Annotated in this window: 14 protein-coding genes; 7 read left to right on the plus strand and 7 right to left on the minus strand. The window is 69.5% G+C overall.

Translation table 11 applies throughout. The annotated features are described in order from the left end of the window. Nucleotides 1-53: 53 nt before the first annotated feature. Nucleotides 54-791: a cell division protein ZipA gene (gene zipA / locus JR064_RS03975; RefSeq protein WP_206228875.1), complete on the plus strand. Its 738-nt coding sequence runs from the start codon at nt 54-56 to the stop codon at nt 789-791. Nucleotides 792-1,009: 218 nt separating this feature from the next. Here zipA and JR064_RS03980 read toward each other — a convergent pair whose 3' ends face one another. Next, on the minus strand, nt 1,010-2,134 hold the full coding sequence (locus JR064_RS03980) for a pyridoxal phosphate-dependent aminotransferase (RefSeq protein ID WP_206228876.1): 1,125 nt from the start codon (nt 2,132-2,134) through the stop codon (nt 1,010-1,012). A 331-nt stretch (nt 2,135-2,465) separates the two neighbouring features. Here JR064_RS03980 and ligA point away from each other — a divergent pair, with 331 nt between their 5' ends. The 5 genes from ligA (at nt 2,466) to gyrA (ending at nt 11,093) form a co-directional block, all read left to right on the plus strand. Continuing rightward, entirely contained in the window at nt 2,466-4,982 is a 2,517-nt protein-coding gene (gene ligA / locus JR064_RS03985) for an NAD-dependent DNA ligase LigA (protein WP_206228877.1), read from the plus strand. A gap of 40 nt (nt 4,983-5,022) precedes the next feature. Then, nucleotides 5,023-5,982, plus strand: a complete 960-nt coding sequence (gene epmA / locus JR064_RS03990; RefSeq protein ID WP_206228878.1) for an EF-P lysine aminoacylase EpmA — start codon at nt 5,023-5,025, stop codon at nt 5,980-5,982. A 139-nt stretch (nt 5,983-6,121) separates the two neighbouring features. Continuing rightward, nucleotides 6,122-6,829 carry a DUF3011 domain-containing protein gene (locus JR064_RS03995; protein WP_179565037.1) on the plus strand — a complete coding sequence of 236 codons (708 nt, stop codon included), beginning with the start codon at nt 6,122-6,124 and terminating at the stop codon, nt 6,827-6,829. 147 nt (nt 6,830-6,976) lie between these two features. After that, the gene (gene mtnA / locus JR064_RS04000) at nt 6,977-8,041 is read left to right on the plus strand and encodes an S-methyl-5-thioribose-1-phosphate isomerase (protein WP_206228879.1); all 1,065 of its coding nucleotides are present in this window, start codon (nt 6,977-6,979) and stop codon (nt 8,039-8,041) included. Between the two features lie 211 nt (nt 8,042-8,252). Further along, a complete protein-coding gene (gene gyrA / locus JR064_RS04005) occupies nt 8,253-11,093 on the plus strand; it encodes a DNA gyrase subunit A (RefSeq protein ID WP_206228880.1) in 2,841 nt (946 codons plus the stop codon). A gap of 387 nt (nt 11,094-11,480) precedes the next feature. On the opposite strand, the gene JR064_RS04010 is transcribed toward gyrA, so the two are convergent. Continuing rightward, a complete protein-coding gene (locus JR064_RS04010) occupies nt 11,481-12,335 on the minus strand; it encodes a tetratricopeptide repeat protein (protein WP_191824100.1) in 855 nt (284 codons plus the stop codon). 143 nt (nt 12,336-12,478) lie between these two features. Here JR064_RS04010 and JR064_RS04015 point away from each other — a divergent pair, with 143 nt between their 5' ends. Continuing rightward, nucleotides 12,479-12,886: a hypothetical protein gene (locus JR064_RS04015; RefSeq protein ID WP_206228881.1), complete on the plus strand. Its 408-nt coding sequence runs from the start codon at nt 12,479-12,481 to the stop codon at nt 12,884-12,886. 349 nt (nt 12,887-13,235) lie between these two features. Here JR064_RS04015 and JR064_RS04020 read toward each other — a convergent pair whose 3' ends face one another. The 5 genes from JR064_RS04020 to JR064_RS04040 all read right to left on the minus strand — a co-directional run bounded on the left by JR064_RS04020 (nt 13,236) and on the right by JR064_RS04040 (nt 16,226). Beyond that, nucleotides 13,236-13,628 (minus strand): DUF3037 domain-containing protein, encoded by a 393-nt coding sequence (locus tag JR064_RS04020; protein ID WP_179565029.1) that lies wholly within the window; start codon nt 13,626-13,628, stop codon nt 13,236-13,238. Then, complete coding sequence (locus JR064_RS04025) at nt 13,606-14,382, minus strand: HipA family kinase (RefSeq protein ID WP_206228882.1); 777 nt, start codon at nt 14,380-14,382, stop codon at nt 13,606-13,608. Before JR064_RS04025 ends, JR064_RS04020 begins: the two co-directional genes overlap by 23 nt. A gap of 131 nt (nt 14,383-14,513) precedes the next feature. After that, nucleotides 14,514-15,140: a TetR/AcrR family transcriptional regulator gene (locus JR064_RS04030; RefSeq protein ID WP_179565027.1), complete on the minus strand. Its 627-nt coding sequence runs from the start codon at nt 15,138-15,140 to the stop codon at nt 14,514-14,516. After that, entirely contained in the window at nt 15,140-15,397 is a 258-nt protein-coding gene (locus JR064_RS04035) for an acyl-CoA-binding protein (protein ID WP_184410100.1), read from the minus strand. The genes JR064_RS04030 and JR064_RS04035 overlap by 1 nt, the downstream gene beginning before the upstream one ends. A gap of 97 nt (nt 15,398-15,494) precedes the next feature. Then, nucleotides 15,495-16,226, minus strand: coding sequence for a hypothetical protein (locus tag JR064_RS04040; protein WP_179565023.1), 732 nt, complete (start codon nt 16,224-16,226; stop codon nt 15,495-15,497). Nucleotides 16,227-16,304: the final 78 nt, after the last annotated feature.

Consider the following 16,304-nt stretch of genomic DNA (forward strand, 5'->3'; position numbering starts at 1 on the left):
CATGCTAAATACCTTGTCTTCCCCCTACGCACCCCTGCCGGAGTAACCCCCGAATGTCCGACATGGCAATGCTGCGCATCGGCATCCTCGCCGCCGGTCTGTTGCTGATCGCGGCGATCTTTCTGTTCGGCCGCCCGAAGAAACCGACCCAGGGTCGGCGCGTGGAGCCGGCCGACCCGGCCGCGCCGCGCCGCGAGCCCTCGCTCGGCGATGCCGCGACGCCCGCCGACGGCGACGCGATCGCCGCGCCCGACCAGGACGGCGCCCTCGGCCAACCCGAACTGGGCCTGTCCGCCGCCGAGGCGGCCAACGCCGAACTCGGCAAGCGGCCGAGCCAGGACTTCGACAAGATCGTCTCGCTGTACGTCGCCGCGCGCGCCGGCCAGGTGCTGCGCGGCGAGGACATCGTCGTCGCCGCCGAGAAGACCGGGCTGGTGTTCGGCCACATGAGCGTGTTCCACCGCCTGGTCGAAGGCCATCCCGAGCGCGGCCCGATCTTCAGCATGGCCAGCATCATGAAGCCGGGCAGTTTCGACATGGCCCACATCCGCGAGATGGAGACCCCGGCGATCGCGTTCTTCCTGACCCTGCCGGCGCCGCTGACCGCGCTCGACGCCTGGGAAAAGATGCTGCCGACCGTACAGCGCATGGGCGAACTGCTCGACGGCGTGGTCCTGGACGACAGCCGCAACGCCCTCGGCCGCCAGCGCATCGCCCACATCCGCGACGAACTGCGCGCCTACGACCGCCAGCATCAGGCGCCCCCGTTGACCAAGGCGCCGCGCTGGTAGCGTGGCGCCGGGATTGGGGAGTCGGGATTGGGGATTCGTAACAGCGAATCCGCTGCGCCTTCCCTTCTCCCATCGGGACTCACGGCCCCCTTTTGGGGGGAAGGTGCCCCGAAGGGGCGGATGAGGGTACGGGGGCCGATGAGGTTACGGGCCGATGAGGTAAGCGGCGAAGCCAGCTTTTACGAATCCCCAATCCCGACTCCCCAATCCCAAGCGCGCTATTTGCGCGCTTTCAACACCGCCTCACGAAACCGCAGCATCTCCGCCTCGGTGCCGACGGTGACGCGCACCAGCTTCGGCCAGATCGGCCAGCTGCGGCCGATCATCACGCCCTGCTTGGCCATCGCCGCGGCGAACGCCTTGCCGTCGCGCTTGACGTCGACCATGAAGCAGTTGGCCTGCGACGGCAGGCACTTGTAGCCCTTGCTCTGCAGCCAGGCGATGGTCTCGTTGCGGATCCGCGCATTCTCCGCGCGCCGTGCCGGCACCAGTTGCACGTCGCGCAGGCTGGCGATGCCGGCGGCCACCGCGGGGATCGCCACCGGGTTCTCGCCGAACGCGGCCAGCTTGGTCAGCAGTCCCGGCGAGGCCACCGCCAGGCCCAGGCGCAGCCCGGCCATGCCGTACAGCTTGGAGAAGGTGCGCAGCACCAGCAGGTCCTGGCGCTGGCCGATCAGGTCGATCACCGAGGGCTGCTCGCTGTAGTGGATGTAGGCCTCGTCGACCAGCAGGACGCTGGAAGCGGGCTTGTTGGCCAGCAGCCATTCGATGTCGGCGCGCGCGGTGATCGAGCCGGTCGGATTGTTCGGGTTGCACAGGTAGATCAGCCCGGCGTTCGGATCGGCGCTGGCCATCGCCCTGACGTCGTGCCCGCCGTCGGCGCGCAGCGGCACCCGCCGCACCGGCGCACCGTGCGCGGCGGCGACATCGGCGACCGCTTCGAAGGTCGGATCGGCCACCACCACGCCGGCGCGGGCCGAAGTGAACGCACGCGCGGCGCGGTTGAGCGGGTCGCTGGAGCCGGGATAGACCGCGACGTGATCGCTGGGCAATTGCTGCTCGCCGGCGAACAGCGCGATCAGGTCGTTCTGCAGTTCGAACAGGTAGCGGCCGGCGCGCGGCAGGATCGCCTGCGCCGCATCCAGCGCGGCCGGCGCCGGACCCAGCGGACATTCGTTGAAGTTCAGATAGACCGGGCCGACCGCCGGCGCCACGCCGGGCGTCGCGACCGCCGCCGCCTTGCGCTTTGCCGCTTCCGCAGCGGGCGCCAGGCCCAGTGCGCCGACCGCCAGGCCCGAGGTGGCGAGGGAAAGGAAGGAACGGCGCGAAACCGGTAGCGACACGGGCATTCTCCAGCGAAACGTCAGGGCGGGGAGGCAAACCTAATGTTTCCTTAACGTTTCGGCAAGTTTTCTGAATAGTGGGAAAACAGGGCATCGAGAAAGGGGAGTGGGGAATCGGAAAAGCGCGGCGCTGCGATCGGAGCGTCCGCTGCGCCCCTTTCCCCTCGGGAGAGGGGTTGGGGTGAGGGTACGTCCGCCGCGCTACCGGTCCCCCACCTTCAGAGCCCCAATCCGAATCCCCAATCTCCAATCCCGGCCTCACCCGCATTTCCCCTTGCCAGGCACGCAGTTACTATCGCCTCCCTCTCCGTCACCAGGTCCCCGGCCGCGCATGACCGCCACGCCCGATCTCCAGCAGCGCGCCGCCGACTTGCGCCAGCGCATCGAAGACGCCAACGACCGCTACTACGTGCACGACGATCCGTCGATCACCGATGCCGAGTACGACGCGTTGATGCGCGAGCTGGAGGCGCTGGAAGCCGAGCACCCGCAGCTGGCGCGCGACGACTCGCCGACCCGTACCGTCGGCGCGCGGCCGGATGGCGGCTTCCCGGAAGTGCGGCATGCGATCCCGATGCTGTCGCTGGCCAACGCGTTCGAGACGCCGGGCGTGGCCGAGGATGCCGACGACCGCGAGCGCTTCGCCGAAGTCGCCGATTTCGAGCGGCGCATCGAGCGCGCACTGGACCTGGCCGCGCCGGTGTTCTCGGTCGAGCCGAAACTGGACGGCCTGGCGATCAGCCTGCGCTACGAGGACGGCGTGTTCGTGCAGGGCGCCACCCGCGGCGACGGCAGCACCGGCGAGGACGTCACCGCCAACCTGCGCCAGGTGCGCTCGGTACCGTTGAAGCTGCGCGACCTGGGCACGCCGTTTCCGGCGGTGCTGGAGGTGCGCGGCGAGATCTACATGCCGCGCGCGGCGTTCGCCGCCTGGAACGCCAAGGCGCTGGAACGCAACGAGAAACTGCTCGCCAATCCGCGCAACGGCGCCGCCGGTTCGCTGCGCCAGCTCGATCCGGCGGTCACCCGGCGGCGGCCGCTGGCGTTCTTCGCCTATTCGGTCGGCGAGGTGCGCGGCCTGGAACTGCCCGAGACCCATTCGCAGACCCTGGCCCTGTTGCGCCGCTATGGCTTCCCGGTGGCGCCCGAGGTCGCGACGGCGACCGGCTTCGACGGCCTGATCGCGTATTTCCGCCGTATCGGCGCCAGGCGCGACGCGCTGCCGTACGACATCGACGGCGTGGTCTACAAGCTCGACGACTACGACCAGCAGGCAGCGATGGGCTTCGTCTCGCGCGCGCCGCGTTGGGCGCTGGCGCACAAGTTCCCCGCGCAGGAACAGTCCACCGTGTTGCGCGCGATCGAAGTGCAGATCGGCCGCACCGGCGCGGTCACCCCGGTGGCGCGGCTGGAACCGGTGCAGGTCGCCGGGGTCACCGTCACCAACGCGACCTTGCACAACGCCGACCAGATCGCGCGGCTGGATGCGCGCGAAGGCGACACCGTGATCGTGCGCCGCGCCGGCGACGTGATTCCCGAAGTGGTGCGGGTCATCGAAGAACGCCGTCCCGCCGGCACGCTGCCGTGGACGATGCCGGCCACATGCCCGGTGTGCGGCTCGGAGCTGGTCAAGGAAGAGGACGCGGTGGCCTGGCGCTGCAGCGGCGGTCTGGCCTGCGCGGCGCAGCGCAAGGAGGCCGTGCGCCATTTCGCCTCGCGCCGGGCCATGGACATCGAGGGCCTGGGCGATCGCCAGGCCGATGCCCTGGTCGAATTCGGTTTCGTGCAGTCGCTGGCGGATCTGTATGCGCTGAGCGTCGAAGACCTGGTGCGGATGAAGGCGGCGCTGGATGCGGCGACCGCGGCCGACCTGGTGCAGGCCGTGAACGACAGCAAGGGCGCGCTGATGCTCGATGCGCGAGCGCAGGCGCTGCTGGCGCAGGAATCCCCGGACTGGAAGCGCGCCGACTTCCTGCGTGCGCACCTGGCCGTGGATCTGGGCGGCAAGCTGGCGACGAAATGGGCGGAAAACCTGGTCGCCGGGATCGCCGCCAGCCGCGACACCACATTGCCGCGCTTCCTGTTCGCGCTGGGCATCCCGCACCTGGGCGAGACCACCGCCAAGGCGCTCGCGCACTGGCTGGGATCGCTGGACTTCGTGCGCAGCACGCCGGCGGTGCTGCTGCAGGCGCTACCCGATATCGGCGGCGAGGTCGCGCGATCGATCGCGACCTTCTTCGAACAAGCCGGCAACGCGGCCGTGGTCGATGCGCTGGTCCAGGCCGGCATCCGCTTCGCCGACGAGGGCGTGCCGCCGGCGGAGCTGCGCGAGCGGCTGGACCTGGCGCACCTGCTGACCACGTTGCCGGTGGACAAGCTCGGCGGCAAGAGCGCGCAACGGTTGGCCGCGACCTACGGCACGCTCGATGCGCTGCTGCGCGCCAACGAAAGCGGCTGGACCGGCGCCGGGCTGTCGGCGGCGGGCGCGGCCAATCTCGCCGCCTATCTGGCCGATGACGCGCGGCTGCAGGCGTTGCGCGCCGCCGACGCGGCGATGTGGCGCCTGCTCGACGCGGCGCCGGCGCAGGCCGCGCGCCGCGCCGCGCCGCTGGACGGGCAGACCGTGGTGCTGACCGGCACCCTGCAGCAACTCGGCCGCGACGCGGCCAAGGCGCGCCTGGAAGCGCTGGGCGCGAAGGTCGCCGGCAGCGTGTCGAAGAAGACCAGTTTCGTCGTCGCCGGCGCCGAGGCCGGTTCCAAGCTGGACAAGGCGCAGGAACTGGGCGTTGCGGTGTGGGACGAGGCGCAGTTGCTGGCCTTGCTCGGCGAGCACGAGGGGCAGGGGTGAGCCGGCTTCCGGGCGCGACGCACCCGATCGGATCGCCGCGATGAGCGAGGCCGTGGACATCGCCGCGCTGCGCCTGCGCGCCGCGCTCAACGCGCGCATCCGCGCCTTCTTCGCCGCGCGCGACGTGCTCGAGGTGGAGACGCCGATGCTGTCGGCGGCCGGCAACACCGAACCCAACATCGACAGTTTCCAGACCCGCTTCAGCGGCCATGTCGATGCCGGCCCGGCGCTGCGCTGGCTGCGCACCTCGCCCGAGTATCCGCTCAAGCGCCTGCTGGCCGCCGGCGTCGGCGATTGCTACGAACTCGGCCGGGTGTTCCGCAACGGCGAGGCCGGCGGCCGCCACAATCCCGAATTCACCATGCTCGAGTGGTACCGGGTCGGCTGGCATCATCTGCAGCTGGTGGACGAGACCGTGGCGCTGGTGCGCGAGGCGCTGGCGCTGGTCGCGCGCACGGCGACGCTGCAGGTCGTCACTTATCGGCAACTGTTCCTGGATACGCTGGGCATCGATCCATTGCTGGCGCCGCTCGATGCGCTGCAGCAGCCATTGCGCGACATCCGCATCGACGCTGCAGGGCTGACCCGCGACGACTGGCTCGACCTGCTGATGACGCATCGCCTGCAAGCGGCGTTTCCGGCCGACCGCATCACCGTGGTCCACGACTGGCCGGCCACGCAGTGCGCGCTGGCGCGCGTCCGCGACGAACAACCGCCGGTGGCCGAACGCTTCGAACTGTACCTGGGCGGCTACGAGCTGGCCAACGGCTACCACGAACTCAACGACGCGGCCGAGCAGCGACGCCGCTTCCTGCGCGATCACGCGCTGCGCCGCGAGCGCGGCGCGCAACTGCCGCCGCTGGACGAGCGTCTGCTGCAGGCCTTGCCGGCGCTGCCCGATTGCGCCGGCGTCGCGGTCGGCGTGGATCGCCTGCTGATGGCGATGCGCAGCACCGGGTCGATCGGCGATGTGCTCGCCTACGATTTCGCGCGAGCCTGAACCGTGCGTTGTTCATGTAGCATCTTCTTGCTTTGTCGACATCGATGATGGTTTGATCCAGCCCAGCATGCGGTCGATGCGCGATATCGGTGGAGTGGTCTTCGTTGTTCAGGTTCCACGCATAGGGGCAGAGCCAAGCATGAAGTGGTCGTACGGGCTCGGTAGCTGGTGTTGGCTGGGATTGGCGGTATCGGCGTGTCCGGCGAAGGCGTTCGCGCAGGCGCCGGACGGTTACGACGCCGCGGTGGTGCGGTGCGAATCGCGCGACATGAGTTGGGTGCATTGCCCGATGCCGACCGAACAGGGCGTGGAATTGATCCGGCAATTGTCCGACAACGACTGCATCCGCGGCAGCGAATGGGGCTCGGACGGCACCGGGGTGTGGGTGACGCTGGGCTGCCGCGCCGAGTTCCGTTCCAATCCGCCCGAGCCCACGCGCAGCGCGATGCGCCGCGTGCTGCGCTGCGAATCCGACGGCCGGGTCGAGAGCTGCCCGGTGATGCTGCGCGGCGCGCCGGTACGGCTGATGCGCCAGCTGTCCTCGGTGCCGTGCCGCGAGGAGCGCAGCTGGGGCGTGCGCCGCAACGAGATCTGGGTGTCGCGCGGTTGCCGCGGCGAGTTCGAGATTGGCGCCAGCGACGGGTCCGGCTTCCCGGTTGGCGCGCGTCCGGTGCTGTGCGAATCCAAGGGCCGCTCGCGGCGCCGCTGCGGGGTCAGCATCCACAACAGCGTGCAGCTGCGCCGGCAGCTGTCCGGCACCGCCTGCGTGCAGGACGACAGCTGGGGCTGGGACCGCGACGGCATCTGGGTGGACAAGGGCTGCCGAGCGGAATTCAGCGTCAACTGAGCATCGCAGCCACCGCGCGCCGACGCTGCGCCGAGCGCCAGGGCAGGGCCCATGGCACCGCACGCAGCGCCGCTTCTGCGAACCGCTTTTCCACAGCCGTATGGCTGGTCATCCCCAATCCCCAATCCCCGCCGTTAAAATAGCCGGATGAACGCCGACCTCGATATCGATTACGCCCGCTACGACCATATCCGCCCGATCCTGTGGACCGGAGAAGCGCTGGAGCTGCTGGACCAGCGCAAGCTGCCGTTCGTGGTCGAGCACGCGCAATGCACCGACAGCGACCAGGTCGCCGACGCGATCCACACCCTGGCGGTGCGCGGTGCGCCGGCGATCGGCATCGCCGCCGGCTGGGGCGTGGTGCTGGCCGCGCGCGACGTGCAGGCCGACGACGGCGCACAGGCGCTGGCCAAGCTGGAACCGGCGCTGCAGCGGCTCAATGCGGCGCGGCCGACCGCGGTGAACCTGGCCTGGGCGCTGATGCGCATGCGCAAGGCGCTGGCCGCGGCCGGCGCCGACTGGCGCGAGGCGATCGCACGCCAGGCGCAGGCGATCGCCGAGGAAGACCTGGCCGCCAACCGCCACATGGGCGCGCTCGGCGCGGGCCTGATCGCGCCCGGCAGCGGCGTGCTGACCCATTGCAACACCGGCTCGCTGGCCACCGCCGGCTTCGGCACCGCGCTGGGCGTGATCCGCGCCGGCATGGCCCAGGGCCGCATCGCCAAGGTGTTCGCCGGCGAGACCCGGCCATGGCTGCAGGGCGCGCGGCTGACCGTGTGGGAACTGCAGCAGGACGGCATCGACGCGACCCTGATCGCCGATTCGGCCGCGGCGCATCTGATGAAGACCGGCGCGGTGCAGTGGGTGATCGTCGGCGCCGACCGCATCTGCGCCAATGGCGACACCGCCAACAAGATCGGCACCTACCAGCTGGCGATCGCCGCGCGCCACCACGGCGTCAGGTTCATGGTGGTGGCGCCGTGGTCCACCGTGGACATGGACACCGCCGACGGCGCGCAGATCGAGATCGAGCAGCGCGACCCGGGCGAGCTGTTCGGCGTGGGCGGGGTGCGTACCGTGGCCGAGGGCATCGCCGCCTGGAACCCGGTATTCGACGTGACCCCGGCCGAATTGATCGATGCCATCGTCACCGAACGCGGGGTGATCGAACGGCCGGATTCCGAGCGCATGCGCGCCGCGTTCGGCGGCTGAGCCGCGGCAACCGCGCCAGCCGCCCTGCACGGCCCCGCAAATCCACGCAAGTGCTTGTTCGGGCCGGCAAAAACCGGGCATTCGCGCGCCCGTCATGATAGAATCCGGCGGTTCGATCGACCGCTGCGCGCCGTAGATTTTCGGTGCCGGCAGGCCCGCTTGCCGTGGGCCGGCGTCCTGGTCGATTAGCCACCAGACTTACGGAACCCGAATGGCAGAATCCGCCAAGGAAATCATCCAGGTCAACCTGGAAGACGAGATGCGCAAGAGCTACCTCGATTACGCGATGAGCGTGATCGTGGGGCGTGCCCTCCCGGATGCGCGCGACGGCCTCAAGCCGGTGCATCGCCGCGTGTTGTTCGCGATGAACGAGCTGGGCGCGCACAGCAACAAGCCCTACTACAAGTCGGCGCGTATCGTCGGCGACGTCATCGGCAAGTACCACCCGCACGGCGACCAGTCGGTGTACGACACGCTGGTGCGCATGGCGCAGCCGTTCTCGCTGCGCTACCTGATGGTGGACGGGCAGGGCAACTTCGGTTCGGTCGACGGCGACTCCGCGGCGGCGATGCGTTACACCGAGGCGCGCATGTCGCGGCTCGCCCACGAGATGATGGCCGACATCGACAAGGAAACCGTCGATTTCCAGCCCAACTACGACGAGAAGGAACTGGAGCCGACGGTCATGCCGACCCGGTTCCCGAGCCTGCTGGTCAACGGTTCGGCCGGCATCGCGGTGGGCATGGCGACCAACATCCCGCCGCACAACCTGACCGAATCGATCAACGCCTGCCTGGCGCTGATCGACAATCCGCAGATCGACGTCGACGGGCTGATGGAATACATCCCCGGCCCGGATTTCCCCACCGCCGGCATCGTCAACGGCACCAGCGGCATCGTCGCCGGCTACCGCACCGGCCGCGGCCGCGTGCGCATGCGCGCCAAGGCCGAGATCGAGATCCAGGACAACGGCCGCGAGGCGATCGTGGTCAACGAGATCCCGTACCAGGTCAACAAGGCGCGGCTGATCGAGAAGATCGCCGAGCTGGTCAAGGAAAAGAAGCTCGAAGGCATCAGCGAACTGCGCGACGAGTCCGACAAGGACGGCATGCGCATCTACATCGAGATCAAGCGCGGTGAAGCCGCCGATGTGGTGCTGAACAACCTGTACCAGCAGACCCAGATGGAGTCGGTGTTCGGCATCAACATGGTGGCGCTGGTCGATGGCCGCCCGCAGCTGATGAACCTCAAGCAGATGCTGGAGGCGTTCGTCCGCCACCGCCGCGAAGTGGTCACCCGCCGCACCATCTTCGAACTGCGCAAGGCGCGCGCCCGCGCGCACATCCTCGAAGGCCTGACCGTCGCGCTCGCCAACATCGACGAGATGATCGAGCTGATCAAGACCTCGGCCAACCCGACCGAGGCGCGCGAGCGCATGCTGGCCAGGCGCTGGGACGCGGGCCTGGTCGGCGCGCTGCTCGGTGCCGCCGGTGCCGATGCCTCGCAGCCGGAAGACCTGCCGGCCGGCGTCGGCCTGCTCGCCGACGGCTACCAGCTGACCGAAGTGCAGGCCTCGCAGATCCTGGAAATGCGCCTGCACCGCCTGACCGGGCTGGAGCAGGAGCGCCTGACCGAGGAATACAAGCAACTGCTGGAAGCGATCGCCGGGCTGATCCGGATCCTGGAAAACCCCGACGTGCTGCTGCAGGTGATCCGCGAGGAGCTGATCAGCATCCGCGAGGAATACGGCGATGCGCGCCGCACCGAGATCCGCCACAGCGAGGAAGATCTCGACATCCTCGACCTGATCGCGCCGGAAGACGTGGTGGTGACGCTGTCGCATGCCGGCTACGCCAAGCGCCAGCCGGTCAGCGCGTACCGCGCGCAGCGCCGCGGCGGCCGCGGCCGCAGCGCGGCGGCGACCAAGGAAGAGGATTTCATCGACCAGCTGTGGCTGGTCAACACCCACGACACGCTGCTGACCTTCACCAGCAGCGGCAAGGTGTTCGCGCTGCCGGTGTACCAGTTGCCGGAGGCCGGCCCGAACGCGCGCGGCCGCCCGATCATCAACTGGATCCCGCTGGAGAACGGCGAGCGCGTGCAGGCGGTGCTGCCGGTGCGCGACTATGCCGGCGGCCGCTACGTGTTCTTCGCCACCCGCAACGGCATGGTCAAGAAGACCCCGCTCAGCGACTTCGCGTTCCAGCGCAAGGCCGGCAAGATCGCGATCAACCTCGACGAGGGCGATGCCCTGGTCGGTGTGGGCCTGACCGACGGCGAGCGCGATGTGCTGCTGTTCGCCTCCAACGGCAAGACCGTGCGCTTCTCCGAACGGCCCAAGGACGACGAGGCCGAGGACGGCACCATCGACGAGGGCACGGGCGAGGACAACGGCGACGATGAGATCGCGCTGGCCGAGGCCGTCGAAGACGGCGACGACGCGCGCAGCCCGCGCCGCAAGAGCCGCGGCGGGGTCAAGCCGACCGGTCGCAGCAGCCGCGGCGTGCGCGGCATCCGCCTGGCCAAGAGCGAGTACGTGGTCAGCCTGATCGTGGCCGAGCCGGCCGTGGGCCAGGACGAGGATGCCGAGGACGTCGAGACGGCGCCGGAGACGGAGGCCGACGTCGATGCCGAGGCCGCGGTGCGCAACGGCGACGAGCCCGATGCCTACATCCTCACCGCCACCGAGAACGGCTACGGCAAGCGCACCCCGCTGGCCGAGTACCCGCGCAAGGGCCGCGGCACGCAGGGCGTGATCGGGATCCAGACCAGCGAGCGCAACGGCAAGCTGGTCGGCGCGGTGCTGCTGAGCACCAAGGACGAGGTGTTGCTGATTTCCGATGGCGGCACCCTGGTGCGCACCCGCGCTTCGGAGATCTCCCGCGTCGGCCGCAACACCCAGGGCGTGACCCTGATCCGCCTGTCCAAGGGCGAGAAGCTGCAGGCGGTGGAGCGCCTGGACGGTTCGCTGGTCGAGGAAGAGCCGGCCGAGCCGATCGTGGGCGAAGGCAGCAGCGCCGAGATCGCCAGCGAGTTGCCGCCGGAAAGCTGATCGCGCGTGCTGGAGGTATACGACGACGCCGGCGCAATGCCGGCGTCGTCGTTTCTGGCGCGGGCAGGGCGCGGCATGACGCCGCCGCCGATGCACTGCAGGCACGTATGCCATGCGCGGCTTCTTCCGCACCTCATCCGCGCCTTCAGGACGAAAAGGCGGCCATGGTCCCGACGGGAGAAGGAAGCGGCCGCGGCGCGCTTTGGCCCCTCTACCCTGGGAGAGGGGTTGGGGTGAGGGTACGGCGCGAAGCGACTCGCAATGATCGATTGCATGAGGCTTCGCCCATACCCTCATCCGCCCTGCGGGGCACCTTCCCCCGAAAAGGGGGCATGGTCCCGATGCGAGAAGGGAACGGCCGCACATGCATGGCACTGCGGCCGCCAACTACTCCAACTGCTCGCGCGCGAACGCCGCGTCCAGCGCTTCCATCGCGTCGCGCGGCTTGAGCTTGGCGGCTTTTTCGAATGCGCCGGCAGCGGCGTCCTCGCGCTTGTCGCCGTGCAGCAGCAACAGCACATTGGCGTATTCGACATGTGCGATCGGCGCATCCGGCGTCAGCTTCAGCGCTTGCTGGATATGCTGTTCGGCGGTCGCGGCCTTGGCGCCGTAGGTGAGTCCGCCGATCATCGCGCCGACCTTGCCGATGATTTCGGCGTGGTACAGCGCCAGCGCCATGTGCGCCTCGGCGTGCTTGGGCTCCAGTTCCAGCGCGGCCTCCAGCGATTGCCGCACCTTGCCGGCGATGCCTTGCTTGAGCGCCTTGACGATGCTCAGCCCCTGGCTGTAACGGCCCAGCGCGAACGCGTGGCGATAGTGGCTGTTGGCCTCGTCCGGCAGCGCGGCGATCGCCGCTTCGGCCAGCGTCGCGGCCTGCTGCAGGCGTTGCAGTTTTTCCTTGTCGTCGTCGACCAGGTAGCTGGCGTGGATGCCCAGCGCCTTGACCGCGACCGAGGCGCCGAACACGCCCAGCGCCTGCCCGGCGCTGTACGCCTGCTGGAACTGGCCCTGGTGGAAGGCGCGCCAGGCCTCGATCAGCGCTGCTGACAGCGTCTGCGCATCGTGGCCCTTGCCGGCCTTGCCGGCGGCAGCGAGCAGCGCCTGCGCGCGGGCCGGGTCCGGGAACGGCTCGCGGTCGCCGGCGTGCAGCTTGGGCCAGGCTTTCTTCAGCGCCTCGCCCGGGTAGGCGTAGGCGTTGGCGTCGTACGGAAACGGCGCCCATGCGGTCGGTTTTGCTGCCATGCCTGGCCTCCCTGGAGTTCGCGCCGAGCATGGCGCCGCGATGGCTGGCTGGCAAGCTGCACTGCGGATAGTGTGTTTGCTCAAGCCGCTGCCGCCAGCATGCGTCGCATCGGTGCCGCTGTCGGCATCCAAGGAGACCTGCGATGGCGACCAAGAAGCGTTCCACCTCTGCACCCCGATCCGAGACCCTGGCGCCGCGGCACCTGTGGCTGGCCGGCCTGGGCCTGGTGTCGCTGACCCGCAAGCGTGCGCTGGCCGCGGCCGCCGATGCCGCCAGCGGCGCGACCACGTTGAAGGCGCTGGTGGCGCAGCTGGCCGACGGCGCCGAAAGCAGCGTGCGCGAGGGCGCTGCGGCGCTGCGCGGCCAGGTGCAACCGTTTAGCGCCGAGGTCGAGGCGCGGCTGCAGCCGGTGCTGGTCAAGCTGGGCCTGCAGCCCAGGCCACGCGCCACGCCGCGCAAACGTGCGGCGGCGACCAAGACCGCGAAGCGGGCGACGAAGAAGACCGCTGCGCCACGCCGCGCGGCGAAGCGCAGCGCACGCTCGCCATAACAGCGCACGGCATCGCTGCCGGATGTGGGGCGCGTCGGGTGCGGGCACGGCGATCCGCGTGCCGCGTGCTGGATGCTGTCGCGGCTGAAGCCGCTCCTATAGGGGCTTGCGGCAGGTCTGCCGGGTGCGCTGTGGGAGGGAGGTCAGTCCGGACTGTGACCGGAGCCGGGAAGATCCGCCGCTGTGACGGTCGCGGCTGGCGCCGCGCTTGGAAAGACGGTTGCCTGCCGGGTGGAAGGCGATATCTACAGAGGGGCGCCGCGAGCTGCTTGAACGCGTTGCGGTAGCAACAGGGCTATGCGGTCGATCCGCCAATGTGCCGATGGAGGCCGGCCACCACGTCGGCGCGCTAGCGCGGCGTCCTGACCATGCGTTCGAGCAGATGCTCGACCACGCGCTCGGGCTGGGTGGTGCGACCGACGTGCGCGGAGGACATCTGGATGATGGAGCTGCGCCGCGCGGTCAGCCAGTGGAAGCGCGCGCGCGGCGGCAGCAGTGCGATCGGGCCGGCATCGGCGTCGCCGCGGCAGATCGCCGGGATCGCGTCCAGGTACGGACGCAGGCGTTCGATGTCCAGGGTCGGGTCCAGCGCGTGCAGCCGTGCCGGCGCCAGTTCGATCGCCGCATGCAGCAGCTTGGAGGTCGGGCACGACACGATCACCCCGACGTTGACGAATTCCTCGCGCTCCACCCGCGGCACCACGCGGATGACCGCGTAGTCATACGTGTGCAGCGTGGGCACGGAGCGCCTCCTCGACGAATGCGGCGCGCAGTAGCAGCCGCTGCTTGAGGTAATCGGCATAGGCCTGGCGATGCGCGTCCACGCTCGCGAAGCTGGCTTCGGCCTGCAGCCATGCGTCCGGGATCTGCGCCACGATCGCGTCGATGACCGCATCGGTCAGCCGCGGCGCCAGTTCCGCGTCGGCCTGGGCGATGGCGCTGGCGTAGGGCAGCAGCACGTGGTCGCGGATGCGCGCGAACGGCGAGGCGCAGGCGCTGCCGGCGTGTTCCCAGTCGTGATGGAAATACAGCGCCGCGCCGTGGTCGATCAGCATCAGCTTGCCGTGCCAGACCATCAGGTTGGTATTGCGCGCGGTGCGGTCGACATTGGTGACGAAGGCGTCGAACCAGACGATCGCCGAGGCCAGTGCCGGGTCCGGGCGCAAGGCGGCCGGGTCGTAGTTGATCGCGCCGGGCAGGTAGTCCAGCGCCAGGTTGAGGCCCTCGCTAGCGCGGATCAGGTCCTGGATTTCCGGATCCGGCTCGGTGCGCGCGAACTCGCGGTCGAGCAGCGCGAACACCAGTTCCGGCATCGGCAGGCCCAGCGCACGCGCCAGTTCGCCGCCCAGCAGTTCGGCGATCAACGCCTTCGGGCCTTGGCCGGCGCCACGGAACTTCAGCACGTACAGGCCGTCGTCGTCGGCCTCGACCACCGCCGGCAGCGAGCCGCCTTCGCGCAGCGGGGTCACGTAGCGGGTGGCGACGACGGTTCTCACGCGGATTCCGGGCGGCGAGGGCAGGGCGGCAAGCCTAGCCGATGCCGGCCGCGCTTGGCGAATCGCTGCGCGCGGCGCACCTGGGACCTGGCGTCGCGTCGTCGCCTGCTGGGTGGGCGCGTTCCCCGCGCTCAGTCCAGATAGGCCTGCATCAGCGTGGCCAGGTGCGCGCGCTCGGCCTCGCGCAGGAACGGACTGATCAGCAGCATCACCTGCACGATGCCGTGACGGATCGCCAATTGCTCGTCCTTTTCGCCGCGCGCGGCGGCGTAGTTGAGCCAGAACGTGGCCACCACCAGCACGTTGGTGGCGATGCCGCCCAGTTCCTGCGCGGTGGCGCGCATCGCCCCGGCCTGCGCCAGGCCCTGGAACACCGCCTGGGTGCTGTCGTCGGCGCGGCGCAGGATGCGCGCGAAGCGCAGGCGCAGGCGTCGGCTGCGGCTGAGGATTTCGATCAGGTCGCGGTACAGGAAGCGGTAGTCCCAGATGCACTCGAACACCAGGTGCAGCTGCAGCCAGATGTCCTCCAGCCCGGGCAGGCGCGCGCTCGGCAACTCCAGCGCCGCGTCCATACGCTCCTCGTAGCGCGCGAACAGGTGCTCGATGATGTCGTCCTTGTTGCGGAAGTGGTAGTACAGGTTGCCCGGGCTGATCTCCAGCTCGTCGGCGATATGGTTGGTGGTGACGTGCGGCTCGCCCTGCGCGTTGAACATCGCCAGGGCCGTGTCGAGAATGCGCCGGCGGGTGTCGCGCGCCATCAGGCCAGCAGCTTCTTCACCAGGTCCACGTACTTCTTCTGCGCCTCGGCCTGCGGCATGCCCTTGAGCTTGGCCCAGGCCTCGTACTTGGCGGTGCCGACGAAGTCGAAGAACCCCGGCTTGGCGCCGGCGACGTCGCCTTCCGCGCCCTGTTTGTACAGCGCGTACAGGCGCAGCAAGGTGTCGTTGTCGGGACGCTCCTCGCGCTGCTTGATGTCCTTGGCCGCTTTTTCGAAGGCCGCCTTGATGTCTGCCATGTCGCTGCTCCCACCCGGATCGGGACGCATCACAGCACGCGCGACCGGTCCGGTCAACGCGGGCGTCAGGGGCGCGCGTTCGCCCGGTGGTGGTACGTCAGGCGACCGGTGCCGCGTGCAGTTCCGCGCTGGCCTGGGTCTGCGCCTGCCGCGCCAGCGATGCCTTGGCGGCGATGGAGCGGATGGCGTCGGTCACATCGGCGAGCGGGACGTGGCTGCTCAGCCGCTGGAACGTGTCGCGGCTGTTGTAGCCGGATCCGTCCTTCAGATATTGCTCGTACATCGCCAGCAGTTCGGTGCAGGCGGCGGTCAGGGTGTCCACGTTGCCCCTGGCCAGGGCGTGGCCGATCTGGTCCAGGCTGTGCAGGCAGTCGGAGAGCCAATGCAGGTCGTAGCGCGCGCTGCTCAGCTCCGGCGCGTTGTGGCCGCGGCTGTAGGCGCTGTAGCGGCGGATGCTCCGGGCCACCCGCGCCACATGCGCGAGCAGCGTGCCGATCTCCGCGGAAATGTCCAGGCGTTCCATCACCAGGATCGGCACCGGTGGCCGCTCCACGGCCTGCTCGGCCGGCGGCGCGTCCTGCTGCGCCTGCAGTTCCAGCGTCTGCCGCAGGCTGGCGTAGGCCTGTTGCAGCGCCTCCAGCTCGCGCGCGCTGACGGCCGCACGCGCCTTCATCTGCGACAGCGCGGCCTGGTGGCGGGCGAGGCTGTCCTGCACGCTGGCCTGTTGTTGTTGTTCGCGGCGCAGGCGGCCGAAGAAGACCCAGGCGAGAACGGTGGCGGTGATCGCCCAGAGCGCGACGGCGGGAGTCAGGTAGATCAGGATGCCCATGAAGGCTCCTCGAAACGTTGCATCTCTTGTCGGCGCCGGTTCGACGATCTTGAGCCCGCGTGTCGCAAGGCGTGACCG

Origin of the sequence: Xanthomonas bonasiae, assembly GCF_017163705.1 — a bacterium.
GTDB lineage: Bacteria > Pseudomonadota > Gammaproteobacteria > Xanthomonadales > Xanthomonadaceae > Xanthomonas_A > Xanthomonas_A bonasiae.

Bases quoted from the DNA above. Each gene is read 5' to 3' on its own strand.
- ligA (WP_206228877.1), top strand. From the start codon at position 2,466: ATGACCGCCACGCCCGATCTCCAGCAGCGCGCCGCCGACTTGCGCCAG.
- JR064_RS04015 (WP_206228881.1), top strand. From the start codon at position 12,479: ATGGCGACCAAGAAGCGTTCCACCTCTGCACCCCGATCCGAGACCCTG.
- JR064_RS04035 (WP_184410100.1), bottom strand. From the start codon at position 15,397: ATGGCAGACATCAAGGCGGCCTTCGAAAAAGCGGCCAAGGACATCAAG.
- JR064_RS04040 (WP_179565023.1), bottom strand. From the start codon at position 16,226: ATGGGCATCCTGATCTACCTGACTCCCGCCGTCGCGCTCTGGGCGATC.
- JR064_RS04010 (WP_191824100.1), bottom strand. From the start codon at position 12,335: ATGGCAGCAAAACCGACCGCATGGGCGCCGTTTCCGTACGACGCCAAC.
- epmA (WP_206228878.1), top strand. From the start codon at position 5,023: ATGAGCGAGGCCGTGGACATCGCCGCGCTGCGCCTGCGCGCCGCGCTC.
- JR064_RS04030 (WP_179565027.1), bottom strand. From the start codon at position 15,140: ATGGCGCGCGACACCCGCCGGCGCATTCTCGACACGGCCCTGGCGATG.
- zipA (WP_206228875.1), top strand. From the start codon at position 54: ATGTCCGACATGGCAATGCTGCGCATCGGCATCCTCGCCGCCGGTCTG.
- JR064_RS03995 (WP_179565037.1), top strand. From the start codon at position 6,122: ATGAAGTGGTCGTACGGGCTCGGTAGCTGGTGTTGGCTGGGATTGGCG.
- mtnA (WP_206228879.1), top strand. From the start codon at position 6,977: ATGAACGCCGACCTCGATATCGATTACGCCCGCTACGACCATATCCGC.
- gyrA (WP_206228880.1), top strand. From the start codon at position 8,253: ATGGCAGAATCCGCCAAGGAAATCATCCAGGTCAACCTGGAAGACGAG.